Here is a 12,926-nt window from a genome sequence, read left to right on the forward strand (position 1 = left end):
GGGCAGCACCGTCGGCTTGGGGAAGCGCAGGCGGCGGATCTGCGAGGACCGCATCGCCGCGTAGAAGGCGATGCCCTTGAGGTTCTCGTCGGGGAACTTCGCCGCGGCCTCCTTCTTCACGCGGTATCCGACGTAGAACGAGTTGCCGAGGACCGCGATCATCACGATCGGCAGGGCCAGCGTGTACACCGTGAGGACGACGCTGCGGATCTGCAGCGGGAACGGGACCATCGACAGCAGCATGATGACCAGCACCGCGGGCAGGAAGTACTGACCTGGGAGACGCCGGGAGTCGACCCAGTCACGGGCGAACCTCCGCACGGGGCCCTTGTCACGGGGGAGGAGGTACTTCTCCTCGCCGCGGAGCATGCCCTCGCGCTGGCGGGCCCGCATGGCCCGGTCCCGATCGCGCTGCTGCCGGTAGGCTTCCTTGCGGTTGGCCGGCGCGGTCACGGGCGAGCGGCGGCGCCCCTGCGCCTCGCTCCGCTTGGGGGTGGGACGACCCTTACCCGGAGTCCCCTGGGGCTTAAGATCTTCGGCGGGGACGGGGGCCTCGTCCGTAGCGGCCTGGTTACGACGTCCGAACACGTCGCCCAGCCTACCGGGCGTGCAACTTAGTGACGCCCTCACGCGTTATGCGTAGGGTGAACCCAGGCGGCTCTGCCGCTTTTGGGCGACTAATACGGCTGGGGCTACCCACGCAACCTTGAGAAGGGGACGGCCGACGCGCATGAGCGTGATGAAAAGACTTTCCATGATCTTCAAGTCGAAGGCCAACAGGGCACTGGACAAGATGGAGGATCCGCGGGAGACGCTGGACTACTCCTACCAGCGCCAGCTGGAGCTGCTGCAGAAGGTGCGCCGGGGCGTGGCCGACGTCGCCACCAGCCGCAAGCGGGTCGAACTGCAGATCAACCAGCTGGAAAGCCAGGCCAAGAAGCTGGAGGACCAGGGCCGGCAGGCGCTGTCCGTCGGGCGGGAGGACCTCGCCCGTGAGGCGCTCACCCGCCGCAACGGCCTGAACGCCCAGATCGCCGACCTGCGGATCCAGTACAACAACCTGCACGGCGAGGAGGAGAAGCTCACCCTCGCCAGCCAGCGGCTCCAGGCCAAGGTGGACTCCTTCCGTACGAAGAAGGAGACGATCAAGGCCACCTACACCGCGGCCGAGGCGCAGACCCGGATCAACGAGGCGTTCTCCGGCATCTCCGAGGAGATGGGCGACGTCGGCCTCGCGATACAGCGCGCCGAGGACAAGACGGCGCAGATGCAGGCCCGCGCCGGCGCGATCGACGAGCTGCTCGCCAGCGGCGCGCTCGACGACTTCACCGGCCAGCGCGACGACATCCAGGCCGAGCTCGACCGCATGGGCGGCGGCACGGACGTCGAGCTGGAGCTCGCCAGGATGAAGGCGGAGCTGGGGCAGGGGCCGGCTCCCAAGAGCGCCATCGAGGCCGGGCAGCCCGGCCAGGCGCACCAGCAGTCGCCGCAGACTCAGCAGATCCGCCAGCCGGGGGAGGGCCTGTGATCGTCCGAATCATGGGAGAGGGCCAGATCCAGATCGAGGACGCCGACCTCGACGTCCTGAACGCCTTGGACGATGAGCTTGAGACCGCCATCGAGTCCGACGACGAGACGGTCTTCCGGGTCAAGCTGCACGCCCTTCTGGACAAGGTCCGCCAGGTGGGCAAGGCGCTGCCGGACGACTCGCTGGAGCCGTCCGAGCTGATCCTGCCGCCCGCCGACGCCTCGATAGAGGAAGTGCGGGAGATGCTCGGCGACACCGGGCTCATCCCGGGCTGATGTCCCGGACCAGGTTCGCCCCTGATCGTGGTCTGACCACCCGGATGGTCACGACCATGTTCTTGCTCGGCCTGCTCTACGTCGCGTTCGTGGCCATCCTGATCGCGGTCGGAGTGCGCGCCGTCGTGGTGCTGGTGATCGCCGGAGGCTTCCTGCTGGTGCAGTACTTCCTGTCCGACAAGATCGCGTTGTTCGCGATGCACGGCCGGGAGGTCTCCCCTCAGGAAGCCCCTGAGCTGCACGGCATCATCGACCGGCTGAGCGCGATGGCGGACATGCCGAAACCCAGGGTGGCGATCGCCGACTCGGACGTACCGAACGCGTTCGCCACCGGGCGCAACCAGAAGAACGCGGTCGTCTGCGTGACGACCGGGATCCTGCGCAGGCTCGACGCGCGGGAGCTGGAAGGCGTCCTCGCCCATGAGATGTCCCACGTCGCGCACCGCGACGTGGCGGTCATGACGATCGCCTCGTTCCTCGGGGTCGTGGCCGGGCTGATGACCCGGTTCGCGCTCTACAGCGGCCTCGCGGGAGGGCGCAGGGACAACAACAACGGCCCGCCCGTCGGGCTGATCATCCTGCTGGTGTCCGGCCTCGTCTACGCGGTGAGCTTCCTGCTGACACGGGCCCTGTCCCGCTACCGCGAGCTGGCCGCGGACCGCGCGGGCGCCCTGCTGACCCAGCAGCCGTCCGCCCTGGCCAGCGCGCTGACCAAGGTGAGCGGCGAGATCGCGCGGATTCCCACGCAGGATCTGCGCGAGGCGCAGCCGTTCAACGCGTTCTACTTCGCGCCCGCCCTCTCGGGGCAGAGCGTCGCGTCGCTGTTCTCCACCCACCCGTCGCTGGACCGGCGCCTGGCGCAGCTGTCCAGGATCTCGGCCGAGCTGGGGCGCTGATGGGCTGGTTCGACGCGCTTCTCGGCAGGTCGAAACCGGCCAGACCGGACCTCGACGCGCTGTTCGCGCTGCCGTCCGCGGCGGTCACCCTGCAAGCGGCGACCGGGTTCACGCCTGCCGGCGTCGGGTCGGTGTGCTTCCGTGCCGCGGAGGGCGCCGCGTTCATCCAGCTCGAACAGGAGATCCAGGCCCTGCTGGGCACGGGCACCGAGCTGACGCCCGACTCCTACGGCTACACCTGGCTGGTGGTCCGCCGCCCCGCCGAGGACGTGGCCTCGCTGGTCACGGACCTGCACGCGGTCAACTCGACGCTGGAGGCGAACGGCTTCGGGCCGTCCCTGCTGTGCTCGCTGGTGACCTTCGCCGACCCGCGCGGCCGCCGGCTCGCCGTCGTCTACCTCTACAAGCAGGGCACCTTCTACCCGTTCGCGCCCACCGGCGGCACCCACCGGGACAACGCCCTGGAGCTGCAGGTACGCGGCGTGCTCGCGGGCGAGCTCAAGATCGAGCCCGACCTCGCCCGCTGGTTCCCGGTCTGGGGCGCCCCCGGCCTGTGAGCCCGCCGGGTGGCGGCCTCGGAAGGGCCGCCACGCCGGCGTGGCCGGTCAGGGGAGCGCGAGCATCCGGTCGAGGGCGACCTTCGCCCAGTGCGTCGTGTCGGGGTCGACCGTGATCTGGTTGACGACCTCGCCGTCGGCGAGCGACTCCAGCGCCCACACCAGGTGCGGCAGGTCGATGCGGTTCATCGTGGAGCAGTAGCAGACGGTCCGGTCGAGGAAGGTCACGTCCTTGTCCGGGAACATGCCCGCGAGCCGCTTGACCAGGTTCAGCTCGGTGCCGACCGCCCACGAGGAGCCGGCGGGGGCCTCCTGGAGCGTGCGGATGATGTACTCCGTGGAGCCGACGTGGTCGGCCTTGGTCACGACCTCGTGGCGGCACTCCGGGTGCACCAGCACGTTCACGCCCGGGATGCGGGCGCGCACGTCGTCGACGCACCCGGCCGTGAACCGGCCGTGGACCGAGCAGTGGCCCTTCCACAGGATCATCCGGGCGTTCTCCAGCTGCTCCCGCGTGAGGCCGCCGTTGGGGCGGTGCGGGTTGTAGACGACGCAGTCGTCGAGGGAGAGGCCCATCTCCAGCACGGCGGTGTTGCGTCCCAGGTGCTGGTCGGGGAGGAAGAGGACCTTCTCTCCCTGCTGGAACGCCCATTCCAGCGCCTTGCGGGCGTTGGAGGAGGTGCAGACGGCGCCGCCGTTCCTGCCGCAGAACGCCTTGATGTCGGCGCTGGAGTTCATGTACGTGATCGGGACCACGCGGTCGGCGAGCCCCGCGTCCTCCAGGGCGTCCCAGCACTCCTCGACCTGGTCGAAGGTCGCCATGTCGGCCATCGAGCAGCCGGCCGCGAGGTCGGGCAGGACGACCTTCTGCGCGTCGGAGGTGAGGATGTCGGCCGACTCCGCCATGAAGTGGACGCCGCAGAAGACGATGTACTCGGCCTCGGGGCGCGCGGCGGCCTCGCGGGCCAGCTTGAACGAGTCGCCGGTCACGTCGGCGAACTGGATGACCTCGTCGCGCTGGTAGTGGTGGCCGAGCACGAAGAGCCGGTCGCCGAGCCGTTCCCTGGCCTTGCGGGCGCGCTCGACCAGCGCGGGATCGGAGGCGAGGGGCAGCTCGCCCGGACAGTCCACTCCGCGTTCGCTGTGCGGGTCGGCGCCCTGACCGAGGATGAAGAGCGGGATCCCGGTGTCGGTGGTCGTCACGACCACACCCCCTTCGGGGACTTATCGTCGAACTGACGACTAATAATTACACACCCTTCGTCCGTTTCACGCCAGCGGCCCGGGGCCGTACCGGGAGGGGACGCGGGAATGTGTGGGGCCGGACCGGTGTTGGTAGCGTCTATCTGGGGAGAGCTCCGGGGAGTGACCTTCGACGAAGGTGGAAACATCCCTTTGAGTCCACCCTGAGACGTCAGAATCCATCGACCGCTCCCGGTGGGCGGTTGACGCAGACGCGGGAGTCAGCACATGACGGTTGAGAGCAGCGAGACCACGCAGCAGGGCCTGACCCTGACTGATGCGGCCGCCGCCAAGGTGAAGAGCCTGCTGGAGCAGCAGGGCGAGGAAGGGCTGCAGCTGCGTGTCGCCGTGCAGCCGGGCGGCTGTTCCGGCCTGCGTTACCAGCTCTTCTTCGACGACCGCTCCATGGACGGCGACGTCGTTTCGGACTTCGGCGGCGTCAGCGTCGTGACCGACCGGATGAGCGCGCCGTACCTGACCGGCGCCACGATCGACTTCGTCGACACGATCGAGAAGCAGGGCTTCACGATCGACAACCCGAACGCCACGGGCTCCTGCGCCTGCGGCGACTCGTTCAACTAGCGGCCCCGGCGGGCCACGCCCCCGGCGGGCCCGCGCACCGCGACACGCACGCCCCGTACGGCCGAGCCGTGCGGGGCGTCGGCGTGCCCCGGCGCGGGGAGAGATCCCCACCGCACCCTGGTCGCGTATCCTTGCGGGGTTTGCCGGAACGTTCATCGAGTACGTCCGCGAAGACGTGTGCGCAGACGTTCGCCGAGGCGTCCATCCGGCTCTTTCGGCTCACCCAGTTCATCCAGATGATGCTGACAACGAGGAGAACGACCCCGTGCGCATCGCCGTCACCGGCTCCATCGCGACCGACCACCTGATGACCTTCCCCGGCAGGTTCGGGGACCAGCTCGTCGCCGAGCAGCTCGACCGGGTCTCCCTGTCCTTCCTGGTCGACGAACTGCAGATCCGTCGCGGGGGGTGCGCGGCGAACATCTCCTTCGGCATGGGATGCCTGGGCCTGCGGCCCATCCTCGTCGGCGCCGTCGGCACGGACTTCACGGATTACCGGTCGTGGCTGGAGCGGCACGGGGTCGACTGCCAGTCGGTGTACATCTCCGAGCTGCACCACACGGCACGCTTCCTCTGCACCACCGACGAGGAGCACAACCAGATCGCCTCGTTCTACACCGGCGCGATGGCCGAGGCCAGGGAGATCGAGCTGGGCCCGATCATCGACCGGGTCGGCGGCCTGGACCTGGTCCTGGTCAGCCCGAACGACCCGGACGCCATGCTGAGGCACACCGACGAGGCGCGCGGGCGGGACATCCCCTTCGCGGCCGACCCCTCACAGCAGCTCGCCCGGATGGACGGCGAGGACATCCGCCAGCTCGTCGACGGCGCGGCGTACCTGTTCGGCAACGACTACGAGAAGGGCCTCATCGAGCAGAAGACCGGCTGGTCGGACGAGGAGATCCTGGGCAAGGTCGGCGTACGCGTCACCACGCTCGGGCCGAAGGGCGCCAGGATCGACCGCGCAGGCGAGCCGAGCCTGCACGTCCCCCCGGCCCCCGAGCTGGGCAAGGCCGACCCGACCGGCGTCGGCGACGCCTTCCGGGCCGGCTTCCTCTCCGCCCTCTCCTGGGACCTCTCGCTGGAGCGCTGCGCGCAGGTCGGCAACCTCACCGCGACGCACGTCCTGGAGCAGGTCGGCTGCCAGGAGTACGAGCTGGGCCAGCGCGTGTTCCTCGACCGCTTCGGCGCGGTCTACGGCCGGGACGCCGCGGACGAGGTCGCCGAGCACGTGAAGTGCCACTACGCGTAGCCGACTCCTGTCAGAGGCGCGGCGTGCTCTCCGCGTAGATCCTGGTGACCGCCTCGGCGAGCTGATGCTCGGACAGGTGGGCGGCCAGGTCGGCCTCGCTGATCACCCCGACGAGGCGGTGGTTCTCCAGCACGGGCAGCCGCCGGATCTGGTGCTCCTCCATGGTGTGGAGGGCCTCGTCCAGATCCGCGTCGGCGTCGACCCAGACGAGCGTGCCCTGCGCGAGGTCCCGCGCCCTGACGTCGGCGCAGTCCTTACCGGCCGCGACGCACTTGATGACGATGTCGCGGTCGGTGATGATCCCCTTGAGCCGGTCGTCCTCGCCGCACACGGGCAGCGAGCCGACGCCGAGGTCGCGCATCATCCGCGATGCGGTGAGCAGGTCCTCGTTCTCGCCGATGCACTGCACGCCGAAGTGCATGACGTTGCGTGCCGTGGTCATGGAATCCCCCGAAAACAGATCGATGTGCGTTTCCAGGGACCCCCTACCCAGGGGGAGGGCGGTCAGTAGTTGCGCCGCACCCGGATCGCCCAGCCGCCCTGGGGGATCTCGGCGCTGTCCACGTGCGCGTGGGACTTCAGCCGGCACCACGCCGGGATGTCGGTGTACGCGGCCGGGTCGTCGGCGAGTACCTCGACGACCGCCCCCATGGGCACCTGGTTGATCTGGTCGGCCAGCATGATGATCGGGATGGGACACTTGCGGCCCAGCGCGTCGATCGTCAGGGCGGCGGGCTCACGCGTCACGGCCTGAGTCTCGGCCCGCGCCTCCGCCCGCGGCTCCTCGGTCTCGCTCCGGCCGGCCCCCGAACGCCTCCGCCACATCAGTGCACTCCCAAACTCGCTCGGATGCGTCGCACGATGTCCGGTAGTGCGGCGAGGAACCGGTCGACGTCGCCCTCGGACACGCCCTGGGGCAGCGATACCCGGACGTTCCCGTGCGTAAGCACCCCCATCGCCTCCAGCACGTGCGATGGACGAAGCGTACTCGCGGTGCAGGAGCTCCCGGACGAGACCGCGAACCCGGCCCGGTCCAGCTCGGTCAGCAGCGCCTCGCCCTCGACGTAAAGACACGAAAAGGTGACGATGTGCGGCAGCCGCCGTACCGGGTCGCCGACCACCTCCACGTCGGGCACCAGGCGCGGGACCTCCGTCCGGACCCGCTCGACCAGGGCCGACAGCCGCGCGTTCTCCGCGGCCTGCGCCGCCGCGTCCCCGGTCCTCGCCCGCAGCGCCGCCGCCGCGGCGACGATCGCCGGGACGTTCTCGAACCCGGGCGCCCGCCGCCGCTCCCGCTCGTCCTGCGGGTACGGCGAGCGCCAGCGGGTCCCCTTGCGCACGGCCAGGACCCCCACACCCGCCGGCCCGCCCCACTTGTGCGCGCTCGCCGTCAGCACCGACCAGTCGCGGGGGAGCGGCAGCCGGCCCGCCGACTGCGCGGCGTCGACCAGCAGCGGCACGCCCGCCGCGCGGCAGGCGGCGGCGGCCTCCTCGACGGGCTGGAGCGTCCCCACCTCGTGGTTACCCGTCTGCAGGCAGGCCAGCGCCGTGCCGGGCCGGGACACCGCCTCCGCGAACGCCTCCGCGTCCACCTCGCCCGTACGGCTCACGCCGACAACCTCGACGGTGCCACCCCCGTGCTCGTGCTCCTCGGCCGCGTGCAGCACACTGGAGTGCTCGACCGCGCCGATCACCAGGTGGCGGCCGATCCGCCTGCGCCCGTTCAGCGCGCCCAGGACGCCGAGATGGACCGCCTGGGTGCCGGACGCGGTGAACACCACCTCGTCCGGGCGGGCGCCGAGCACGTCGGCGACGTCGGCGCGGGCCTGTTCGAGGAGCATCTGCGCGCGCCGCGCCGCGCCGTACAGGCGGGCCGGGTCGGCCCAGCCGGAGTCGAGCGCGGCCAGCAGCGCGTCCCGCGCCGCGGGGTGAAGGGGCTCGGTCGAAGCAGCGTCCAGATAGACCACAGATAGGACATTAACGGGGGCTGGTCAGAGGGGCGGTGCCGGTCCGCGCTAATGTGTCCCCCAGCGTGAACTCAATCAAGTAAAGGGGTGACCGGTCCGAGACGGCCCCGGTCCCTTCTGATCGTGCAACTTGGAAGATCCGCCCAGGAGAGGGACTCTTGGGCTTCACCTGTGGGGTAGGCAATCCGTGAGTCCGACCCGCCGTACGACACGGCGACCGTTGGCCCGCCGCCGGTTGCCACGCGTCGCCGCTCTGGCGGTGCTCGTGGCGGCCGCGACGGCGTGTAGCGCCCAGACGACTGAGCAGTGGTCCCGTGGCGGCATGCCCGAAGGCGCCACCGAGCAGGCGCACCTTACCCAGACGCTCTGGAACGGGGCCTGGATCGCGGCACTCGCCACCGGCATCGTCGTGTGGGGCCTGATCCTCTGGGCGTGCGCGTTCCACCGCAAGAAGAAGAACTCGCCGGACCAGCTGCCGCCTCAGGTGCGGTACAACCTGCCGATCGAGATCCTGTACACCGTGGTGCCGATCATCATGGTCTCGGTCTTCTTCTACTTCACCGCCCGTGACGAGACCGAGATCATGAAGGTCACCGGCAACGCCCCGGTGAAGGTCAAGGTCGAGGGCCGCATGTGGAGCTGGGGCTTCACCACCGAGTACCAGGGCAAGAGCGCCAGGGTCGAGGGCGTCCCGGTCGACCTCGCCAAGCAGAGCGTGGAGAACCCCGAGGGCCCGCAGCTCGTGCTGCCGACGGGCGCCGAGGTCGAGTTCGAGCTCCACTCGCCCGACGTCATCCACTCCTTCTGGGTGCCGGCCTTCCTGTTCAAGCAGGACGTGTTCCCCGGTAACGTGCGCAACAAGTTCCAGATCAAGACGCTGAACCGCCCGGGCGTCTTCGTCGGACGCTGCGCCGAGCTCTGCGGCGTCGACCACAGCAAGATGCTGTTCTCCGTGAAGCTCGTGCCGCAGGCGGAGTTCGACCAGTACATCCAGAGCCAGGCGGGGAGTGCCCAGTGACCGCCATCCACCACCAACCCTCCGCCATCGCCGCCCGGCCGTACACCAAGGGCTCGGTCGTGGCCAAGTGGCTTTCCACCACCGACCACAAGGTGATCGGGCACCTGTACCTGATCACGTCGTTCGTGTTCTTCCTGATCGGCGGCGTCATGGCGCTGGTCATGCGCGCCGAGCTGGCCGCCCCGGGCCTGCAGTTCGTGTCGAACGAGCAGTTCAACCAGCTGTTCACGATGCACGGCACGATCATGCTGCTGATGTTCGCGACGCCGCTGTTCGCGGGCTTCGCCAACGCGATCATGCCGCTGCAGATCGGCGCGCCGGACGTGGCCTTCCCCCGGCTGAACATGGTGAGCTACTGGCTCTACCTGTTCGGCAGCACCATCGCGGTGGCCGGCTTCATCACCCCGGGTGGCGCCGCCGCCTTCGGATGGACGGCCTACGCGCCGCTGTCCAACGCGGTGACCTCGCCCGGCATCGGCGGTGACATGTGGATCATGGGTCTGGCGCTGTCCGGACTCGGCACGATTCTCGGCGCGGTGAACTTCATCACCACGATCATCACGATGCGCGCGCCCGGCATGACGATGTTCCGGATGCCGATGTTCACCTGGAACATCCTGCTCACCAGCATCCTGGTGCTGCTGGCCTTCCCGGTCCTCGCGGCCGCGCTGCTGGCCCTGGAGGCCGACCGCAAGCTCGGCGCCCACATCTTCGACTCCGCCACCGGCGGCGCGATGTTGTGGCAGCACCTGTTCTGGTTCTTCGGCCACCCCGAGGTCTACATCATCGCGCTGCCGTTCTTCGGCATCATCACCGAGGTCATCCCGGTGTTCAGCCGCAAGCCGGTCTTCGGCTACATCGGCCTGGTCGGCGCGACGATCGCGATCGCGGGCCTGTCGATCACCGTGTGGGCGCACCACATGTTCGTGACCGGCCAGGTGCTCCTGCCGTTCTTCTCGTTCATGACGTTCCTCATCGCGGTCCCGACCGGTGTGAAGTTCTTCAACTGGATCGGCACGATGTGGCGCGGCCATCTGACGTTCGAGTCGCCGATGCTCTTCGCGATCGGCTTCCTGGTGACGTTCCTCTTCGGCGGTCTCACCGGCGTCATCCTGGCGTCGCCGCCGCTGGACTTCCAGGTCAGCGACACCTACTTCGTCGTGGCCCACTTCCACTACGTGATCTTCGGCACCGTGGTGTTCGCGATGTTCTCGGGCTTCTACTTCTGGTGGCCCAAGTTCACCGGGCGGATGCTGAACGACCGGCTCGGCAAGGTCCACTTCTGGATCACGTTCTTCGGCTTCCACCTGACGTTCCTGGTGCAGCACTGGCTGGGCGTCATCGGCTTCCCCCGGCGCTACGCCGACTACTCCGCGGTGGACGGTTTCACCGACCTGAACATGATCTCGTCGGTGGGCGCGTTCCTCCTCGGCGCCTCGCTGCTGCCGTTCATCTACAACGTGTGGATCACGTGGAAGAAGGCGCCGAAGGTCACCGTCGACGACCCGTGGGGCTACGGTGGCGCGCTCGAATGGGCGACCTCCTGCCCGCCGCCGCGACACAACTTCACGTCGCTGCCGCGCATCCGGTCTGAGCGTCCCGCGTTCGACATCAAGTACCCGCACCTTTCCGCGAAGCCCGCACTGGAGGAAGGTCGATGAAGATCCAGGGATGGATGTTCGTGCTCTGCGGCCTCTTCTTCGCCGCAGTGGACGTGGTCTACTGGTTCTGGTCCAAGGAGCCGACCGGCACCGCGGTCCTGGCCATCTCCGTCGGCCTCGCCCTCATGATCGGCTACTACCTGCTCTTCACGGCTCGCCGCATCGGTGACCAGCCGGAGGACAGCAAGGAGGCCGACATCAGCGACGGCGCCGGCGAGCTGGGCTTCTTCAGCCCGCACAGCTGGTGGCCGCTGTTCGTCTGCCTCTCCGCGGCGCTGACGTTCTTCGGCTTCGCCATCGGGATGTGGCTGTTCCTGATCGGTGTCTTCGCCACCGTCATGAGCATGATCGGATTCGTGTTCCAGTACTACCGGGGCAACTTCTCGCACTGACCCGGAGGAGCGCGTCTCCCAGGCCTCGTCGCGGCCGGCCAACGATCAGTTGGCCGGCCGCGACGCTTTTCTTTGCCAGCTGCCATCCCTGAACTGAGGGCGGACCCAACGTAATCGGGTACTTACCCCATGCAAGTGGTACGTGGCGGGGGGAGGCCGACGTGCGAGCTGGTGCTGGGCTGCTTGCCCTACTCATGGCGACCGGGTGTTCCGCCGCCGCGGCGGATCGCGAGAAGGAAGCCGCGGTCGTGCCGCCGGCGGCGGTGGGCGTCACGCCGGAGAACGGGGCGCGGGATCTCGCCCCCGAGCTGCCCATCATGATCGCGTCCGCCGGGGGGACGCTCAAGGGCGTCACGGTAGAGGCGAAGGGCCGGCCGGTGGCCGGGATGTACAGCGCCGACCGGACCAGATGGCGCAGCGCGCGACCCATGACACCGGGCACCGACTACAGCGTGACCGCCGTCGCGGTCAACGCCGCGGGCAAGACGACCGAGACCAGGAGCGTCTTCTCGACCCGCAAGGCGGTCAAGGCCTTCGACGTCCAGACGATCCTCCCCAACAAGGAGATCACCGGCCTGACCGTGGGCGTCGGGATGCCGATCATGATCACTTTTGACCACGACGTCACCGACCGTGTCTCGGTGGAGAAGAACCTGCAGGTCCACGCGTCCAAGCCGGTGCAGGGCGCCTGGCACTGGTTCGACAACCGCCGTGTGTCGTTCCGTCCGAAGGAGTACTGGCCGGCCCACACCAAGGTGCGGCTCGTCGCCCGGCTCGCGGGCGTGCGCGGCGCCGACGGCATGTACGGCGCGAAGGACTACGTCCGCGATTTCACCATCGGCCGCTCCCAGATCAGCTACGCGGACACCGGCACGCACTACATGAAGGTGAAGCGGGACGGGAAGACCATCCGGAACATGCCGATTAGCGCCGGCAAGGGCGGCGAGATGAAGTACTACACGACTTCTGGCATCCACCTCGCCATGGACCGGGAGCTCGTCACGGTCATGACCTCGCCTGGCATCGGCCCCGGCAGCCCCGGCTACTACCAGACCACCGTCTACGACACCGTGCGGATCTCCGACACCGGCGAGTACGTGCACGGCGCCCCGTGGTCGGTGGGGGACCAGGGGAACTCGAACGTGAGCCACGGCTGCGTCAACGTCAGCCCGGCGAACGCGAAGTGGTTCATGACCAACACGCTGATCGGCGACCCGATCGTCATCACCGGATCGCCGCGCCCGCTCGACCCCACCAACGGCTGGGGGCACTGGCAGGAGCCCTGGAAGCAGTGGCTCAAGTGGAGCCGGCTGCGCGGCGCCAGCACCGAGCCGCTGTGAGCACCGCCGTGAGCGCCCCTCTCAGGGCGGGCGCGACGTCGCCCTGAGAGCTCTCCCAGAGCCGTTCTGACGGCCTCCACGACGGCCCGCATCCCCATCGCAGGGGACGCGGGCCGTTCGCGCCTGCGGCCGAATGAGGGCCGCGCGGGCGGCGCGGCCTCCGGAGGGTCCGGGGAGGGACGAGCCTTCGACCGAGGTCGGGGGAGCCCTGAGGGC

The 12,926-nt window shown here is 69.0% G+C and carries 15 protein-coding genes; 10 read left to right on the forward strand and 5 right to left on the reverse strand.

Annotation, left to right across the window (positions count from 1 at the left end; translation table 11 throughout):
• The coding region (locus AWQ70_RS15140) for a DUF3043 domain-containing protein (protein WP_084517105.1) at positions 1–588 on the reverse strand (588 nt) is incomplete at its 3' end.
• A gap of 142 nt (positions 589–730) precedes the next feature.
• On the opposite strand from AWQ70_RS15140, the gene AWQ70_RS15145 reads away from it, so the two are divergent.
• The 4 genes from AWQ70_RS15145 to pspAB are packed head-to-tail and all read left to right on the forward strand — an operon-like array spanning position 731 to position 3,256.
• Complete coding sequence (locus tag AWQ70_RS15145; protein WP_218004537.1) at positions 731–1,528, forward strand: PspA/IM30 family protein; 798 nt, start codon at positions 731–733, stop codon at positions 1,526–1,528.
• Positions 1,525–1,803: a PspA-associated protein PspAA gene (gene pspAA, locus AWQ70_RS15150; protein ID WP_067176057.1), complete on the forward strand. Its 279-nt coding sequence runs from the start codon at positions 1,525–1,527 to the stop codon at positions 1,801–1,803. Before AWQ70_RS15145 ends, pspAA begins: the two co-directional genes overlap by 4 nt.
• The gene (gene htpX, locus AWQ70_RS15155) at positions 1,803–2,699 is read left to right on the forward strand and encodes a zinc metalloprotease HtpX (protein WP_067176060.1); all 897 of its coding nucleotides are present in this window, start codon (positions 1,803–1,805) and stop codon (positions 2,697–2,699) included. The genes pspAA and htpX overlap by 1 nt, the downstream gene beginning before the upstream one ends.
• Positions 2,699–3,256 carry a PspA-associated protein PspAB gene (gene pspAB, locus AWQ70_RS15160; RefSeq protein WP_067176063.1) on the forward strand — a complete coding sequence of 186 codons (558 nt, stop codon included), beginning with the start codon at positions 2,699–2,701 and terminating at the stop codon, positions 3,254–3,256. The genes htpX and pspAB overlap by 1 nt, the downstream gene beginning before the upstream one ends.
• Positions 3,257–3,304: 48 nt before the next feature.
• Here the strand turns inward: pspAB and nadA are convergent, their stop codons facing one another.
• Entirely contained in the window at positions 3,305–4,459 is a 1,155-nt protein-coding gene (gene nadA / locus AWQ70_RS15165; RefSeq protein WP_067176395.1) for a quinolinate synthase NadA, read from the reverse strand.
• 267 nt (positions 4,460–4,726) lie between these two features.
• Between nadA and erpA the strand changes: the two genes are divergently transcribed.
• Positions 4,727–5,080: an iron-sulfur cluster insertion protein ErpA gene (erpA, locus tag AWQ70_RS15170; RefSeq protein WP_067176067.1), complete on the forward strand. Its 354-nt coding sequence runs from the start codon at positions 4,727–4,729 to the stop codon at positions 5,078–5,080.
• Positions 5,081–5,345: 265 nt separating this feature from the next.
• The gene (locus AWQ70_RS15175) at positions 5,346–6,332 is read left to right on the forward strand and encodes a carbohydrate kinase family protein (RefSeq protein ID WP_067176070.1); all 987 of its coding nucleotides are present in this window, start codon (positions 5,346–5,348) and stop codon (positions 6,330–6,332) included.
• A gap of 10 nt (positions 6,333–6,342) precedes the next feature.
• Here AWQ70_RS15175 and AWQ70_RS15180 read toward each other — a convergent pair whose 3' ends face one another.
• From AWQ70_RS15180 to AWQ70_RS15190, 3 genes are all read right to left on the reverse strand, one after another.
• The gene (locus AWQ70_RS15180; RefSeq protein ID WP_067176073.1) at positions 6,343–6,774 is read right to left on the reverse strand and encodes a CBS domain-containing protein; all 432 of its coding nucleotides are present in this window, start codon (positions 6,772–6,774) and stop codon (positions 6,343–6,345) included.
• 62 nt (positions 6,775–6,836) lie between these two features.
• Positions 6,837–7,079 carry a sulfurtransferase TusA family protein gene (locus tag AWQ70_RS41210; RefSeq protein WP_067176398.1) on the reverse strand — a complete coding sequence of 81 codons (243 nt, stop codon included), beginning with the start codon at positions 7,077–7,079 and terminating at the stop codon, positions 6,837–6,839.
• A gap of 77 nt (positions 7,080–7,156) precedes the next feature.
• Positions 7,157–8,299, reverse strand: coding sequence for a cysteine desulfurase family protein (locus tag AWQ70_RS15190; protein ID WP_067176078.1), 1,143 nt, complete (start codon positions 8,297–8,299; stop codon positions 7,157–7,159).
• A gap of 187 nt (positions 8,300–8,486) precedes the next feature.
• Here AWQ70_RS15190 and ctaC point away from each other — a divergent pair, with 187 nt between their 5' ends.
• From ctaC to AWQ70_RS15210, 4 genes are all read left to right on the forward strand, one after another.
• Entirely contained in the window at positions 8,487–9,317 is an 831-nt protein-coding gene (ctaC, locus tag AWQ70_RS15195; protein WP_067176081.1) for an aa3-type cytochrome oxidase subunit II, read from the forward strand.
• A 5-nt stretch (positions 9,318–9,322) separates the two neighbouring features.
• Positions 9,323–10,978, forward strand: a complete 1,656-nt coding sequence (gene ctaD / locus AWQ70_RS15200) for an aa3-type cytochrome oxidase subunit I (RefSeq protein ID WP_373282328.1) — start codon at positions 9,323–9,325, stop codon at positions 10,976–10,978.
• The gene (locus AWQ70_RS15205) at positions 10,975–11,370 is read left to right on the forward strand and encodes a cytochrome c oxidase subunit 4 (protein WP_067176088.1); all 396 of its coding nucleotides are present in this window, start codon (positions 10,975–10,977) and stop codon (positions 11,368–11,370) included. Before ctaD ends, AWQ70_RS15205 begins: the two co-directional genes overlap by 4 nt.
• Before the next feature lie 161 nt (positions 11,371–11,531).
• Positions 11,532–12,710 (forward strand): L,D-transpeptidase, encoded by a 1,179-nt coding sequence (locus AWQ70_RS15210; RefSeq protein WP_245646972.1) that lies wholly within the window; start codon positions 11,532–11,534, stop codon positions 12,708–12,710.
• Positions 12,711–12,926 lie beyond the last annotated feature (216 nt).

The organism is Microtetraspora niveoalba (assembly GCF_001570405.1).
GTDB lineage: Bacteria > Actinomycetota > Actinomycetes > Streptosporangiales > Streptosporangiaceae > Microtetraspora > Microtetraspora niveoalba.

Coding starts and splice junctions, on each gene's coding strand:
- AWQ70_RS15145 (WP_218004537.1), top strand. CDS start 731: ATGAGCGTGATGAAAAGACTTTCCATGATCTTCAAGTCGAAGGCCAAC.
- htpX (WP_067176060.1), top strand. CDS start 1,803: ATGTCCCGGACCAGGTTCGCCCCTGATCGTGGTCTGACCACCCGGATG.
- pspAB (WP_067176063.1), top strand. CDS start 2,699: ATGGGCTGGTTCGACGCGCTTCTCGGCAGGTCGAAACCGGCCAGACCG.
- erpA (WP_067176067.1), top strand. CDS start 4,727: ATGACGGTTGAGAGCAGCGAGACCACGCAGCAGGGCCTGACCCTGACT.
- AWQ70_RS15180 (WP_067176073.1), bottom strand. CDS start 6,774: ATGACCACGGCACGCAACGTCATGCACTTCGGCGTGCAGTGCATCGGC.
- AWQ70_RS15205 (WP_067176088.1), top strand. CDS start 10,975: ATGAAGATCCAGGGATGGATGTTCGTGCTCTGCGGCCTCTTCTTCGCC.